The 15,958-nt window shown below is 44.0% G+C and carries 12 protein-coding genes and 2 tRNA genes; 12 read left to right on the plus strand and 2 right to left on the minus strand.

The window, feature by feature from the left end:
- Positions 1–46 precede the first annotated feature (46 nt).
- Positions 47–508, plus strand: a complete 462-nt coding sequence (locus NSQ66_RS05615; protein WP_081383940.1) for a SprT family protein — start codon at positions 47–49, stop codon at positions 506–508.
- Here NSQ66_RS05615 and NSQ66_RS05620 read toward each other — a convergent pair.
- Entirely contained in the window at positions 498–1,136 is a 639-nt protein-coding gene (locus NSQ66_RS05620) for a pentapeptide repeat-containing protein (protein ID WP_076142449.1), read from the minus strand. The genes NSQ66_RS05615 and NSQ66_RS05620 overlap by 11 nt on opposite strands.
- Before the next feature lie 204 nt (positions 1,137–1,340).
- On the opposite strand from NSQ66_RS05620, the gene NSQ66_RS05625 reads away from it, so the two are divergent.
- On the plus strand, positions 1,341–8,186 hold the full coding sequence (locus tag NSQ66_RS05625; RefSeq protein ID WP_076142452.1) for an S-layer homology domain-containing protein: 6,846 nt from the start codon (positions 1,341–1,343) through the stop codon (positions 8,184–8,186).
- Between the two features lie 421 nt (positions 8,187–8,607).
- Here the strand turns inward: NSQ66_RS05625 and NSQ66_RS05630 are convergent, their stop codons facing one another.
- A complete protein-coding gene (locus NSQ66_RS05630) occupies positions 8,608–9,036 on the minus strand; it encodes an Lrp/AsnC family transcriptional regulator (RefSeq protein WP_038569079.1) in 429 nt (142 codons plus the stop codon).
- Between the two features lie 129 nt (positions 9,037–9,165).
- Between NSQ66_RS05630 and NSQ66_RS05635 the strand changes: the two genes are divergently transcribed.
- From NSQ66_RS05635 to NSQ66_RS05680, 10 genes are all read left to right on the plus strand, one after another.
- Positions 9,166–9,918, plus strand: coding sequence for an MBL fold metallo-hydrolase (locus NSQ66_RS05635; RefSeq protein ID WP_038569081.1), 753 nt, complete (start codon positions 9,166–9,168; stop codon positions 9,916–9,918).
- Positions 9,919–10,061: 143 nt separating this feature from the next.
- Positions 10,062–10,137 (plus strand) — tRNA-Asn (locus tag NSQ66_RS05640).
- A 7-nt stretch (positions 10,138–10,144) separates the two neighbouring features.
- Positions 10,145–10,233: transfer RNA gene (locus tag NSQ66_RS05645), tRNA-Ser, on the plus strand.
- Between the two features lie 177 nt (positions 10,234–10,410).
- Complete coding sequence (locus tag NSQ66_RS05650) at positions 10,411–10,857, plus strand: hypothetical protein (protein ID WP_038574166.1); 447 nt, start codon at positions 10,411–10,413, stop codon at positions 10,855–10,857.
- Between the two features lie 102 nt (positions 10,858–10,959).
- Positions 10,960–11,565: a class I SAM-dependent methyltransferase gene (locus NSQ66_RS05655; RefSeq protein WP_038569083.1), complete on the plus strand. Its 606-nt coding sequence runs from the start codon at positions 10,960–10,962 to the stop codon at positions 11,563–11,565.
- Between the two features lie 242 nt (positions 11,566–11,807).
- On the plus strand, positions 11,808–12,353 hold the full coding sequence (locus NSQ66_RS05660; RefSeq protein WP_212592233.1) for an O-acetyl-ADP-ribose deacetylase: 546 nt from the start codon (positions 11,808–11,810) through the stop codon (positions 12,351–12,353).
- A 34-nt stretch (positions 12,354–12,387) separates the two neighbouring features.
- The gene (locus NSQ66_RS05665) at positions 12,388–12,849 is read left to right on the plus strand and encodes a DinB family protein (protein ID WP_038569085.1); all 462 of its coding nucleotides are present in this window, start codon (positions 12,388–12,390) and stop codon (positions 12,847–12,849) included.
- A 471-nt stretch (positions 12,850–13,320) separates the two neighbouring features.
- On the plus strand, positions 13,321–14,226 hold the full coding sequence (locus tag NSQ66_RS05670; protein WP_036681658.1) for a branched-chain amino acid ABC transporter permease: 906 nt from the start codon (positions 13,321–13,323) through the stop codon (positions 14,224–14,226).
- Positions 14,227–14,237: 11 nt separating this feature from the next.
- A complete protein-coding gene (locus tag NSQ66_RS05675; protein ID WP_036681661.1) occupies positions 14,238–15,206 on the plus strand; it encodes a branched-chain amino acid ABC transporter permease in 969 nt (322 codons plus the stop codon).
- Positions 15,175–15,957 carry an ABC transporter ATP-binding protein gene (locus NSQ66_RS05680; RefSeq protein WP_036681664.1) on the plus strand — a complete coding sequence of 261 codons (783 nt, stop codon included), beginning with the start codon at positions 15,175–15,177 and terminating at the stop codon, positions 15,955–15,957. The genes NSQ66_RS05675 and NSQ66_RS05680 overlap by 32 nt, the downstream gene beginning before the upstream one ends.
- The last annotated feature ends 1 nt before the right edge of the window (position 15,958 follow it).

Raw genomic sequence — 15,958 nt, forward strand, 5'->3', positions numbered from 1 at the left:
TCTTATTTCCCGTGGAAAGGACTTGTGATAGAACGCTATGGAAACTATGAGCAACGAAGAGCTGCAGCTGTGGATTGAGCAGGTATCACGGGACAGCTTTGGCGTGCCGTTTAGACACACGGCGAGCTTTAACAGCCGGTTGTCCTCAACGGGCGGCCGATATTTTACCAAAAGCCATAATATAGAGATTAATCCCCATCAGCTTGCCATGTTTGGCAGAGAAGAGACGGAGCGGATTATCAAGCATGAGCTCTGCCATTATCATTTGCATTTGGCTAAGCGAGGGTATATGCATCGTGACGCTGATTTCAAAAGCCTGCTGGCGCAAGTCGGCGGAAGCCGCTACTGTCAGACACTGCCGGGTGCAAAAGCTCGGAAGTCGCTGCCCTATCGATATAAGCTTGTATGCAGTGCCTGTGCCATGGAGTATCCGCGTAAGCGAAAAGTAGACCCTAAGCGTTATCGCTGCGGTAAATGTTCGGGCAAGTTGAAGTTATTTATTTTATAACCAAACCTAATAATCCGACAAAAGAAACAGCTTGCTGAGGCGAAATGATGCATCCTTCTAAATCTTTGATATCCACGATCAAGCCACTGAACTCGCAGTCACTAAGATCGATCCCATTAAGCTTTGATCCTGACAATGTGGCTTGATCCATATTACACTCGCTGAAGCTGATTTTTTGGAAATTTGACTGATAGTAGTCGGAACTCATTAATGAACTGCTCTCAAAAGCAACCTGCTTCAGATTAGCGAATCGAAACGTAGCAAAATCCCCGATACAATCTACTACACGAACATTTTGGAATCTGCCTCTTGTAAAGTCTGTGCCAATAAGCTTGCAGTTTCTAAATTCAGTTCGATGAATAATGCCATTCGTAAAATCCACATTAGATAGATCACAGCGATCAAAAATCACGTCCATAAGCTCGATCCCAGTTAGGGAGCACTCCGTAATCGTTACATTTTTAAAAATCACGCGATCAAAGCTGACCTTATTAGCCTCTTGATTAACAATAACCGTATCGCTGATGCTGCAACAGCTGAATTCGTCCTTGGTTTGCAGCGAATATATTTGCTCAGGAAGAAGAGAGTCTGGATCTGCTATTTTTGGCGAATCAATTTTGAAATTCATATGTACCTCCGTTTGTTTACTCTTTGCGGGTAGCTAAAACTAACTATCATCGCGTTAAACCGATTTGTCAATCATCATGAATGTTGCGGGGCATTGGATATCCGTACAAATACACCTTTTTCTGGATAAAATCGCACATCGTTTTGTAAGCGTTCCCAAACTAATATGAAAAGGAAGTCCATATTAATTAGAGGGGGCACATGTATGAAACGAATCAGGTCCGCAATGGCGGGTCTGCTCGCGCTGCTGCTGATTTTTTCAAGCTTGCCTGTAATGGGAACCGGTAAAGGTTCCGTAGGAGCAGAAGGGGTTGGAGGAACAGGCGCTGAGCAAATTCCATCAGGTACGGTACTCATCAAGAATAAGTGGAAAAACAACTTTTTATATGAGACATCCGCAGGAATCGTGCGTTATGGCATGACCAATCCAGCCGATACTTCAGCGCATTGGACGGTTGAGACGGTGAATGGGCTGTCACGAATCAAGAATGTGAAGACAGGCCATTACATTACAATGGATGGTAACAACGGCAAAGAGGATTCACTTAAGGCGGCAGAACGCCAAGGTTCAGGAAGTGTTGCGGATCAGTGGCTGATCGATACTTCCAATCGCAATGGATACATGATCATCCGAAGTGCGACTGTGCCAGAGGGGAAGTTGGTTATCCACGAGGAGAATCAGCTTGGTTATGCGCAAGTAAGCTCGGATATCAATGTTACGTTTGAGAGTCCGCAGTGGGCTTTTATAGATCCAAATGCAGCACCTGTACGGCTAGAGAGCCGTCTCCGCCCCGGTCAGGTAATGTATGAAAGTGAAGGGAACGTTCTTTACGGTAAACAGCCTGTCAGCAATGAAGCAGCACAGTGGTATCTTGAATCAGGGACGGATGACGGAACAGTAATGATTCGCAACCGTGCGACAGGCCATTATATTAAGCAAAATGAAGTGACCTGGGCTGGGGTTTTTTCGCAGGAAGTCGATATGGATCACGTGAAGCTAAGTGAGTGGACCCAAGAGCATGCACCAGGCCCTGATGGAACGGGCTTCATTACCCTTCGTAACAGTGGTTTAACTGAAGAGGGTAGTCCATTATGGCTAAATCCGCAATTCAGCGATGACAATAATGTGCGATCTAACAGCTGGCCGGGTTCAGCCTCTAATCCAAGTGCACAGTGGAGAATCGTGCCAATTTCCGAATTACAGCCTGTACGACTGGCAACTTATACGGATGCACAAGTGGCTACAGATTTTTTATATGAATCCGTAAACGGCGAGCTTAAGCATGGAATTATTGCGCCAGATGCCGCCAACACCTCTGACTATCTATGGTATATAGAGGATTATGACGGCAATAAGCGTATCCGTAATGCGGCAACCGATCATTATGTTTCTTATAGTGAAGGTACTGCCAAGGCCTTGCAGATTAGCGGAAGTCAGCCGTCGGATCAATGGATTTTTAATGATTCCGATGATTATGATGATTACCAGACGCTTCAGAATCTCGAAAGCACAGGCATTTATTTGTCTACATTGGGTGGAGAACAGGCTGGTGCGATTAGGGATGCGACTTCTTTGAGCGCTCAGTGGCAGCTTTTAGATCCTAACACACCGACTGACGGCACAATGCCATATTACCGGATTCAGAATGGCTGGAAGTCATTTTATTGGTATGAGAGTGTTGATGGTCTTTTAAAATATGGAAATATGCAAAAGGACGGCTCCGATCAATGGCTCGTGGAGAAATATAACGGCCGCAAGCTGTTCAAAAACAAGAAAACGGGCCATTACATGAACACGATGAACATGCCAAATGGCCACCTTCAGGTCACAGAGCTTCCAGACAGAAATCATGTGGAACGAGAATACATCTGGACAGGCAAAAATGTTGGGAACAACACCTACGTAATCAGTAGCGTTCTAGACAAGGAACCTAATAAAATCCCAGAGAAGTATATTTCACTTCAGAACCTCACTAAATATGCTGAGTACGGAGTGATCAATCCAGGTTGGGGCAGTCCGCAGTGGAGATTTGTACCGGTTACCGAGAAAAAACAAGACTTGTTCCGTTTTCAGCTAGATGCTGTAAATGGAGAGGATCAATATCTTAAGGACGGTCCTTTGCTGACTTCTCCAGCTGCACTAGAGGAATTGCCAGAATCCAAGACGGTTACTGAAGCTGTCTATGCTGACCAGGACTCTGCTCACTCTAACCAAAATCTTGCACCTCTAGCAGCTGCCAACGAGGATGTAACAGTAGGCCAGGCTACTTATGGTCCACTTGATTTGAATGACGATTCCTTTGTCTGGCAGTTGCAAGAAATAGCCGGCAGCAATGGATCGGTGAAGATAAAAAATAAAGGCACTGGACGTTATCTCTCCCTTGAGCATATAGGTGGGGCTGTAGATGAGATTGATCCTAATGTTAGCGTTCAAACTTTGCAAACAGTGTACGATGTATGGGCCAGCATTAAGTGGAAGGTTGATATGCAGGCGTCCGGTGTGACTACCATTATGAGCTCATGGGCTGGTCACTATATCTATGGTGCGTCGGATGATAACGGCAACCCAACTCTCCGAATCAGTAAAGCTGCAGATACAGCGGAAAAAAGCAGTGCGCATTTTACTGCTGAAGCGGTTGAAGCGATTGCTCCGCCACTGCCTGATTACCCTGTAAGATTCAAGAATGCAAGCAGTGGGGAGTATTTATACGAAAATGAGCATGGGGTTGTTCTGTACGGACAGCCGTCAGCAGACAATGGATTTTCGCACTGGAATGTAACTGTGCAGGAGGGTAAACAGATGATCACCAACCGGGCAACAGGTCATTTTTTAACGCTGAATGGTGATTATTCATATTTGGAGAGCAGTAGTACAGAACCTGCTGTAGACGGAGCCTCTGCCTGGGAAGTAAGCTTGGCTTCCGATTATACACATTACACCATTCGTAGTCTCTTTGGAGAATACGACGATGAATTAATAAACATTGCCAATAAGACAGGATATGCTGAACGTGCGCTTTTGCTAGAGAGTGAGGGTACGGCACTATGGACACTTGACGCGGCTCCACAGGAATTTACTACTCCATCTGGAGAACTGCGCAATAACAATACAACAACTCCAGTTCAAAATGATACCAACATCATAACCATTGTACCGAAAGGCATGGCTGGTAAAGTATTGGCCGAAAAAGAGGGGGCTGTCCTATATGCAGATGCCTCCGATATGGCGGCTCAATCCCAGTGGCTGGTTCAGGAGATAAACGGACGCAAACGGATTATGAATGTTCAGACACAACATTATCTTTCGCTCAATGAATCGGGCCAAGTGGTCTTGTTAGCTGCTGGAGATACAGAAAGATCCCAATGGAAGCTGGAAGAGAAGTTAGGTTATACTCTTCTGCTAAATGCGAATGGAACAGGTCTTCTTACTCACAGCGCATCGGCTGTTCAGCTTGGTTCTGCTGCAAATGGAACTGATAGTGAGCTCTGGAGCTTCTTACCTATCCCTACTGATGCAATTTATGCAGGAGGAGAAGCATTCAAAGGGGATCGTGTTATACGGTTTGCAGTCAACGCCCAGCAGGCCGGGGAATATGACGCTGTTATTCGATACAAAAATACCGCTGCTGCTGCAACGGATCTGGCGCTAGAGGTGAATGGTTTAAACGAAGGGGGCAAGGTTAGTCTTGGCAAGTCTGCCTCTTGGAAGAATGCACAGGTAATACTGCAGCTTCGTGCAGGCATCAACACGGTTTCTCTAAGTAGTGACAACGTGGATTGGAGTAAAGTAACCCTTGATAGCCTGACCGTAAAAAACAGCGTTAACAAAACATACCGTGGAGCAACGGTTCCATATATCAGCTATGAAGCTGAGGATGCGGCAACAAACGGAACGCTGATTGGCTCGTCGCGGAAATATCTCAGCATGGCTTCCGAGGCTTCTGGACGACAAGCGGTGGCCTTGAAGAATACGGGAGATTATCTAGAGTTCAAGCTTGCGAAGTCGGCTAACTCCATTGTTCTTCGATATTCCATTCCTGATAGTCCAGATGGGGCTGGTGCTGAAGAAACCCTGACTTTATATGTAGATGGAGTTAAGAAGCAGCTTAAGCTGACATCTAAATATGCTTGGGAATATGGCAGCTACCCATGGTCAAATGATCCTCGCCAAGGCAGTGGACACCGCTTCTTTGACGAAATCCATGCTCTGATCGGCGATACTCCTGCCGGAGCAACTATTCGCTTAGAGAAGGGAACAGGAGATAAGGCAGCTTCTTACGTCATTGACCTGGTGGATATGGAGCAGGTTGCCCCTGAGTTGGCTCGCCCGGACGAATTTATTTCCGTAACGGATTTTGGAGCGGCAGCAAATGATGAGGGAGATGATACCGCAGCCTTCAAGGCAGCTCTTGCCGAAGCGAATGCGACAGGTAAAGGTGTGTGGTTCCCGGCGGGTACCTTTAATGTCGGTGAGGGTCTGCTGGATCTGGATACCGCTGAAATACGTGGTGCCGGCATGTGGTATACGGTTCTGAATGGAGCTAAGTTTTATGGTCACGGCGGTAAGGTTGGTGTTTACGATCTGATGATTGAAGGCGGCATTAACGAACGGGATGATGAAGCGATCACCAACGCTTTCCATGGTGCTTTTGGCCAAGGTTCGATTATACAGAACGTTTGGATAGAACATACCAAAGCAGGCTTGTGGTTAACTCAGCCGATGGGTGAAAAGGCGCGTACGAATGGTCTGTACATGGCAGGTCTGCGGATCCGCAATCTTATGGCAGACGGGATTAACTTTGCCGTAGGGACTGGCAACAGCATGATGGAACAAAGTGACATCCGCTATCCAGGGGATGATGGAATTGCAATGTGGTCGTTTACAGACGGCAAGTTGACGGATGTGAATGGTACGGAACGTACACCGAGCTATAATAACACGGCACGTTTTAATACGGTATCCTTGCCTTGGTTAGCGGATAACATTGTAATCTTTGGGGGGAAAGATAACAAAGTCCAGGACAACGTGGTAAAAGACACTGTGACTAATGGAGCCGGGATTGCAGTCTCTACCCGTTTCACCGCCGAGCCCTTCCAAGGAACAACGGTTGTGGAGCGAAATACCTTGCTTAGAACTGGCAGTTACGATTCCGGTTACGGCGTGAATCTGGGTGCGTTATGGCTTTATGCTGGTGAGAGTGATCTGAAAGGAAAAGTACTCATTCGCAACAATACGGCACTGGACAGCACTTATTCGGGGTTGATTGCTCAAGGTGATCTAGAGGGAGATACTCTCACTTCCATTGATGGAGTTGTGCTGACGAATAATGTATTGGATGGCGCAGGTACAAGCGGTATAGAAGTTACGAAAAATCTGAAAGGGAGTCTGTTGGTCGACAACATGATTATTCGTGGTGAACGGATGAACCTACTGACCAATGCCTCTCCTGACTTAAGCATTAAAGAACAAAATCAAGGAATAGCCTCAGCCATTAAACCGTTCTCTATCAAACTAGCAGATGGACAGAGCGGGCCTGTGATATTAGAGCAGGGTAAGTCAGCTACGCTTAAGGTACTAGATAAAGAAGGCAGAGATCTTACCGCACAAGCTACTCTAAATATTATGAGCAGTGAGATTGCTACATTTACCAACGACAGTCTTAATGGAATTCAAGCGGGAATCACAGACTTCACGGTAACTGTGGGCAACGAGAAGAGGGGATATACAATTGAGGTGCTATCACCTGGCGGGACAGATCCTGTAGATCCGATCGATCCTGTGGACCCAACAAGTACTCCTAGTCCGACGAGTACTCCAGAACCAACAAGTACTCCTGGTCCAACAGACCCTACAGGGTCAGTGAACCCTGTTCAACCCGGCACACCGACGGCTACACCAGCACCTACGCCAGCAGCTAATCATGATGTGCAGCTAAAAGCTAAGGCGACTGCAGGGCAGGCTGTTATCGAGATTTCAGCTAACGGTGACGGCACAGCCCGGTTTAGTGCAGATGCTTTACGTAAGGCGGCGGCACTTAGCCCCAAAGCTGTGCTTGTTATTGAAAGTGGGGGGATGAGCTACCGCTTCCCGTTAGAGCTTGTGGAGAGTGTGCTCAAAGCCGCACAAATGCCGGCAGGCACACTGGAGTTCAATGTAAATTCGCTAAGCGGAAAAGGATTGGAACAACTGCTTGCCAAAGCTAAGCAGCAAGGCTTTACTGTGCAAGGAACACCGGCTAATTTCACTCTAAAGGTAACGGATGGAAAAACCTCTGTAGCAGCAAGCGGGTTCGGTACCACTTATGTAGATCGTACATTTATGCTTAAGGAGGCGCTGGATGCGAAGACAGGTGTAGTCCTTATTTACGATGAACAGACGGGTTCCTTCCGTTATGTACCTGCATTGTATGAGCTCGTTAATGGGATGACCAAGGTTACGGTTAAGAGCAGTATTGCGAGCGGTGTATTTGTCGCTGCGCTGCACCCTGTGACTTTTGGAGATATTTCCACACATTGGGCGAGAAATGAGATTGAGAGACTTGCCAGCCGACTGATCTTGACCGGACAATCCACAGATACCTTTGCACCTCAGAAATCTGTCAGTCGTGCCGAGTTCGCAGCTATGCTGATTCGATCGTTAGGTCTTGTAGCTGCGAATACGACGAAGACCTTCAGTGATGTGTCCGATTTATCTTGGTATGCAGCGGACGCCAGAGCTGCTGCAGCCTTAGGACTGGTTCAAGGCTATGAGGATGGAACCTTCCGTCCGAACGTCCCTATTACACGGGAGCAAATGGCTGTTATGGCAGCCAGAGCAATGAAGCTGCTGAATCTAGAAGCTGAAGGATCTAGAGCAATCGTTGCTGCAGATGTTTTCAGAGACGCTTCAACTATTTCCTCATGGGCTAAAGAAGCAGTGTCTGACCTGGCTGCAAAAGGCATTATGAAAGGTCAACCATCAGGCAGCTTTGCACCTAGCAGTGATACTAGCCGTGCAGAAGCCGCCGTAATTCTTGTACGGTTGCTTAGAGCAGCTGAATTATTGAATTAGCTACCGTAGTAGAAGCTACAATATGGCATAAGTAAAAGGACAGCAGAGCAACGATCCTCCGGTTATTGGAGGATCGCTGCTCTGCGTTTTTGACGATGGCTGGCCTGCTATAAAAGCTTATGAGCAAGCGAAAGCTCATTGACTTTGAGTAACCCAATCACTTGCATAAACACCAACACCAACATCGCCGAGCTATCATTGGCTGAGGCTTGCGGACCCCAATGACGCTATTGGCAAGTTTTTAGCCTTTTGGGCAGGGTTTCGGACTCAAGTGATGCTATTCGTTCGAAAGAGGCTCATATTTGGTGTTTTTCGTGCCAATAGAGGCAATGGGGTCCGATAGTATGCCAAATATGCGATTATGCTGAGTATAAGGTCAACTGGGTCCGATAGTAGCTTCATATCCGATTCCGATACAGACTTATTTCAGTTTTCCCATCGATAGATTGACTCTGTAATTTCCGAACTTCAGCAGTTCGTCGAGAAAGCTATTCAACTCCTTTTGGCTTCCGGTACGAACACGTATCCAGTAGCAGCCTTCTCCGCTGACCCTATGTATTTCTTTTACACTATCATGCTGCTTTGCGAATGTCTGAAAGGCTGGGTGAACCGTATTCGAACCCAAAAAAACAGTAATAAAGGCATGAATAGTCTCCCCAACCTTATCCGGATTCCAGCGGACCGTGTAGCCTTCAATCACTCCGGTGTCCTGCATTTTGCGAATACGTGCGCCCACAGCCTGACCGGTCATATGCACTTGCTGCCCAATATCTTTGTGACTGATCGTGGAATCTTCAATTAGAAGCTGCAGGATGCGAAAATCCACATCATCTATAAAATAAGAACTCATTATTATCTAAAATCCTTTCTGCGTGAAAGTAGAACAGGCCAATCTTTTTCCAATCTCAATGTATTCTGTTTCAAGGTCCAACTATAATTAATTGTAGCAGAAGATATCTGAAAGAAAGAAGGGCTTCCGATGAAAATACAGCATATTCGCAACGCGACCCTATGGCTAGAGTATGGTGGCAGTACATTTTTAATTGATCCTATGTTGAGTGAACAGGGTGCTAATCCACCTATTTTTAATACTGACAATGATCGCCGCAATCCGCTCGTTCCTTTGCCGGGAGCCGTAGAACAATGGCTGAGTCCTAATGCAATTCTTGTCACACATCTACATCAGGATCATTGGGATGCCGCTGCTATTTCTTTGTTGCCGCATGATCTACCACTATTATGTCAGGAAGGAGATGGAGATAAATTAGCGAAGCAGGGGTTTGAGCATACCACGGAAATTAGCGGTTCACTGACGTTTAATGGAATAACTATAACACGTACTGATGGACGGCATGGCACTGGAGTGACTGGTAAACTTATGGGTAAGGTATCCGGGTTTGTGTTTCAGGCGGAAGGCGAACCTGTTCTATATGTGGCTGGGGATACGATTTGGTGTGATAAGGTGAGAATGGCATTGGAGGTTTTTAAACCTGAGGTGACCGTTGTGAATGCTGGTGGTGCGCAGTTTTTAAGCGGATGCCATATTACAATGAATGAGCAGGATGTCGTAGACCTATGTGAATATGCTCCTTCTACTAAAGTGATTGCTGTGCACATGGACGCCATTAACCATTGTTTGGTTACCCGAGATAAGCTAAAAGCTCATTTAGAGAAGGAATCGTTGGGGGATCGGGTACAGCTTCCGCAGGATGGAGAATGGTGTAATCTATAGACGGAGAGGGATGGAAATCTCTTTAAAAAATCTAGCAAGCGGCCGAATAATAGCATAAATTTGAAAACGATCACAAAAATTATTTTGCCCGCTTGACTAGACCTTGAAATCATGATAAATTAATTCATGTTCACTTGTAATGTTCCCTGATAGCTCAGTTGGTAGAGCACTCGACTGTTAATCGAGTTGTCACAGGTTCGAGTCCTGTTCGGGGAGCCATTTTCATGGAGAGATACCCAAGTGGCTATAAGGGGACCCTCTGCTAAGGGGTTAGACTGCGTAAGCGGTGCGTGGGTTCGAATCCCACTCTCTCCGTTCTGAATTACATAAGAAGAGCTTCCATTCTGGGAGCTCTTTTTTGTTGTGTGTGAATTTATTTTTCGGTTGCTATATGCGATTCTGAGAAACGGTGTATTCAATATTTTGGAAGGGGAATGGTGTGGAGGGATCGAATGTTTAATTGATAAGTGTGAAGAGTTTAAAGGAGGGAGCATGAAAACAATAAATCAAATACAAACAAAACCGTCAAGCCGATATGATAGTTTTGATCCGGATCAAGAGGGGAATAAAAATACTATTTTTGCCGACGTAATAATTGATGGTAGATCTCTTTACCAAATGTTAAAAAAATATGATAGGGTTCCTTCCCTCGGGTGGGGTAGTGAAGAGCATCAAAGGAAAATGATTAATTATTTTTTGTTAAACGAAATGCATGAATATTTGTACTACAGGTACCCAATATTAGTCTGTCCCTGGTGTGGCGATGAAGAGTGTGGCTTTATATCCGTATTTATTGAGAAAGAAGAGGATCTTATCATATGGAGAGATTTCAAATTAGAATCCGGTAATAAGACTATTGATATAGGCCCTTTTTGCTTTAAATGGGATGAATACGAAAAAGTTATTAAAGAGACATTTGGAACTGCGGGGATTCAATAAAGTAAACCTGAAAACCCATGGAAGAGATGTGCTCAAATAATTTATATGGGAAAGATCTATGAGTAAATCCAATAACTACATGGTCAAAGGAGTGGAATCAACATGGAACTGTTTAAGCAAATCCCCTTGTACAGATTTTTGGCATTATGCAATGAAAGTGGTATGGAAAAAAACATATTAGACTGCGGAGCGGGAGGGGATTCACCTCCACTAAGTTTGTTTGCGAACTATGGATACAGTACAAACGGAATTGAGATGAATGACGAACAAATTAAAAGAGCTAATCAGTTCGCAACTGAAAGGGGACAGAATCTAAATATACAACAAGGCGACATGAGACAGTTGGCGCTAAGTGATGAGTCGATGAGTTTTGTGTATTCATATAACTCTATTTTTCATATGAGAAAACAAGATGTGGAAAAAGCGATAAATGAAATGAAACGCGTTCTAAAACCTAATGGATTATTATTTGTGAATTTTTTAACCCTAAAGGATTTTAGAGTCGGCGATGGAGTTGATTTGGGGGATAATCAGTTTGAACAAATGGAAGACGATGAATTCGTAATACACTCATATTATGATTATCATGAGGCGGATTCTATGTTTGATGATTTGCAGTTATTATACAAAGAAGATCGAGTACTGGAAAGAAAGTTTGAAGGCGAATGGATACGACAAGGATTTATCGATTACATATATAAAAAATAGCTGGATGCTGAAGAACATATTAGTAGCTCCGAAAAAACTAGATATCTGCGAACAATACGTTCACGCTGTGGACCACGAGGTGTTGGTTCGATAGAAGGTAAAGGTTTGAAGAAGAGTTAGCCAGGTGGACAACCCCACGAGTCTAGTGCAAACTACTGTTTCCTAGGGTGATTTAAGCCGCTTGAATGTCAATCAGCACTTGATGCTTGTTCGCAACCATTATACTTCGGGGGGGATTTCAGATGGATGTAATTATAAATAACTCAATGATTCAGTTGATTCAAGGAGATATAACTAAATTAGATGTTGATGCTATCGTCAATGCAGCAAACACAAGCTTGATGGGTGGAGGCGGAGTAGATGGAGCTATCCATAGAGCTGGTGGAAAAGCGATATTAGAGGATTGCATGAAAATTCGTAACCAAAGGGGAGGTTGTGAGGTTGGAGAAGCGGTAATAACAACAGGAGGAAATCTGAAATGTGAATTTGTTATTCATACCGTTGGTCCTGTTTGGAATAGTGGAAAGAATAACGAAGAAGAGAAGTTAAGGAATTGCTATAAAAATTTATTAATATTAGCTGAATCTAATGAAGTAACAAGTATTGCGATACCTAATATAAGTACAGGAATATATAATTTTCCGAAAGATCTTGCTTGTAGCATAGCTATAGATGAAGTTTCAAAATATATTATAAATAATAAGTCGGAAATAAATAAGGTTATTTTTATATGTTTCGATGAAGCGAACTATGAACTATATAGGAATGAATTAAAGAGATTTTGTTAGAATTTTGATGTTTACCAGAAAAGGAGATGTGCCAATGAATAACAGATCAGATTTGCTAAATCAGTTTAAGGAATGGAATGGATTTGTTCTAGAAATTATTGATTTAGATTGGAAAACACCCATCGCTGAAGGAAAATGGACCATTCATGATGTTGTTAGTCATATTTTGTTATGGGATAAATACTTCTATGAATCGACGATCGAACCGATAGCATGCGATAAAGCGATAACACTTCAACTTATTGATTTCGATCAATTCAATAATGATGCTGTTATATATGGTAAGACAAAAACCAAAGACGAATTAATAGAATTGACTGTGAAGTATCGTAACTTAATATTAGATTGTATAAGTAGTCTTGAGGAGGGAAAATACTCAGGCAAATATGTGGACGGAAGGTTTTCCTTTGAGTCCTATTTAAAGGATTTTATATCGCATGACCTACATCATATGATGCAGATTAAAGAATTAAAAAAGAAAATGATGAGTAATTGACTCGTGACGGAAGTGCAAAGAATGGAACTGACCACCCTAATTAGCTTTCTCTCACTCGATTATTGTGTGGGACAGAGCTTTTTTTTGCGCAAAAATAGAGATACAACTTGACCAGGAACTCATAATAAACTCGAAAAACACATATCCAAAGAGACAAATGTTATATTATTTATCATTAAATGCAATCTGTAGGTAAAATCAAAGACTCCCCCTCTGAAAATCAAACTTTAAAAATCTCCATAATTCTCCTGTTTTCTTCTCTTTACCCACTTTCTATCTATATACGTCCCAAAGGATTAACTCAAAATGTTATGTAATATAACATAAAATATTGAATATTATAGTAAAAACCACAAATTTTACTGACGCATGTATAGTACTGTGTTAATATAAGTGACATAAAACGATGGAAATGAATGTAAGCTAAAGAAAGGTGTTTTTAAAAATAAATATGGGGATTGGGGGACGGCGATGGAGTATTTCATTCAACAGTTAATTAACGGGATTTCTGTAGGGAGCATCTATGCTCTGATCGCACTTGGGTACACCATGGTTTACGGGATTATTAAATTGATCAATTTCGCCCATGGGGATGTGTTTATGGTTGGGTCGTTTATTGGATTGTTCAGTGCCAGGTACTTGGCTTCAGCAGGGCTTTCTCCGATACTGGTCTTACTTATCTCATTGGTGATCTCTATGACAATCAGTGCGTTGCTGGGGATGTCAATCGAACGGCTAGCATACAAACCTCTACGAAAAGCTTCGCGAATCGCTGTGTTGATTACTGCAATTGGCGTTTCTTTTTTGCTGGAATACAGCGGTGTGTTTGTGCTTGGTCCTCAGGCTAAAGGATTTCCGGAGATTCTTAATAAGCAGCAATACAACTTGTTTGGTTCCTCGATTCAGGTGGACTCCAATCAAATCATGATCTTGGGGACGACGGTTATTTTGATGATTATCCTTCAGTATATTGTGCACCGAACAAAGATTGGTAAAGCGATGCGGGCCGTGTCTTTTGATATGGAAGCAGCACGGTTGATGGGGATTAATGTAGATCGGACCATTTCAGCCACCTTCGCTATAGGATCTGCACTTGCGGCAGCAGCAGGCGTTATTTTCGGAATGACTTACAATTCAGTGGATCCGATGATGGGGGTACTTCCGGGGCTTAAAGCTTTTGTGGCTGCGGTTTTAGGTGGCATTGGCAGTATTCCTGGTGCTCTGGTAGGGGGACTTCTGCTGGGCACAGTCGAGACAGAGGTTTCTTCTCTGGGATATTCTTCGTGGCGTGATGGTGTGGCATTTGCTGTACTCATCCTAATCCTTATCTTTAAACCATCCGGGCTATTTGGTAAAAATGTCCGCGAGAAAGTGTAGGGAGATGCCGTATGAAGAAGATAAATAAGTCATTTTGGATAGGCATTGTCTTTTCTATCATGCTATATATCGTCATTCAAGTTCTTCTAACAACGGGAATATTTGATGATGTCATGGAGTCTACGCTAATTCTAATTTGTATAAATGTCATGCTGGCGGTGTCTTTGAATCTGATTAATGGGATAACGGGACAATTCTCAATCGGGCATGCTGGATTTATGTCCATTGGTGCTTATGTTTCTTCCATTTTAACTTTGAACTTTGATATGCCATTCGTGCTGGCGCTAGTGATCTCTGGACTGGTTGCTGCATTTTTCGGTGTGCTTATCGGGATTCCGACCTTGCGGCTGAATGGAGACTATCTGGCGATTGCTACGCTGGGATTTGGTGAGATTATCCGGATTGTCCTGCTCAATACAGAATATGTGGGCGGAGCTTCAGGCCTAAGCGGCATCCCTAATCAAACGACTTGGACGATTATGTTTCTGTTCACATTGGTCACGATTGTTGTGATCAATAACTTTATACGTTCCACTCACGGCCGGGCTTGTATAGCGATTCGTGAGAATGAAATTGCTGCTGAAGCGATGGGGATTAATACAACTTTGTACAAAGTCATTGCTTTTTCACTTGGAGCATTATTTGCGGGGATAGCTGGTGGTCTCTCTGCTCATAAGTTCTACGTCATCAATCCTGGAAGCTTTAATTTTCTAAAATCATTCGAAATTCTAGTCATGGTTGTGTTAGGTGGACTAGGAAGTACAAGCGGGGCCATCGTGGGTGCGATTGTACTGACGGTGCTCTTCACGGTGCTTCAGGAATATCCGGAGCTGCGGATGATTATTTACTCGGCGATTCTAATTCTGATGATGATTTTTCGGCCTAAGGGGCTGCTTGGCAGCACGGGTTTTTCTTTCTTGAAATGGTCTAAAAAGGAGGTCAAACCAAGTGACAGCATCAACAGTGGAAGTGCTTCTTGATGTTCAACAAGCGAGTCGTGCATTTGGCGGGCTTAAGGCGCTTAACGAGGTATCCCTCCATATTAATAAAGGTGAGTTGATTGGGCTCATCGGACCTAATGGCGCGGGAAAAACAACCCTTTTTAATTTGCTGACAGGTGTATACCCGCCTTCCAGTGGCGATATTATCCTCGGCAATCAGGCAGTAGGCGGGATGAAGCCTTATCGGATTAACCGAAAAGGGGCAGCGAGGACATTTCAGAATATTCGTCTGTTTACCTCTATGACGGTGCTGGATAACGTTAAGATCGCATTTCATCAGCATGCCAGACATTCGATGTTCACTTCCATGCTCCGCCTGCCTAAGCATTTTGCAGAAGAAAACGGAATTACGCAAAAGGCTATGGATATTCTCAAAATATTTAATCTTGCCGATCAATGTGATGAATGTGCCGGGAATCTTAGCTACGGAAATCAAAGGCGTTTGGAAATTGCACGCGCGCTTGCAGCAGGACCTAAGCTTTTGCTATTGGATGAACCAGCCGCAGGGATGAACCCGAATGAAACTCGGGATCTAATGAATCTTATTGCCTGGATCCGTGAAGAGTTTGAGCTGACGATCCTGCTTATCGAGCACGATATGTCCCTTGTTATGGGGGTGTGTGACCGGATTTATGTGCTGGATCGCGGAATGTTGATTGCTGAAGGTACGCCCGTTGAAATACGGAATCATCCCAAAGTCATAGAAGCCTATTTGGGACAGGAGGCGTAGT

It is taken from the genome of Paenibacillus sp. FSL H3-0329 (assembly GCF_037963285.1).
Classification (GTDB): Bacteria; Bacillota; Bacilli; order Paenibacillales; family Paenibacillaceae; genus Paenibacillus_AQ; species Paenibacillus_AQ odorifer.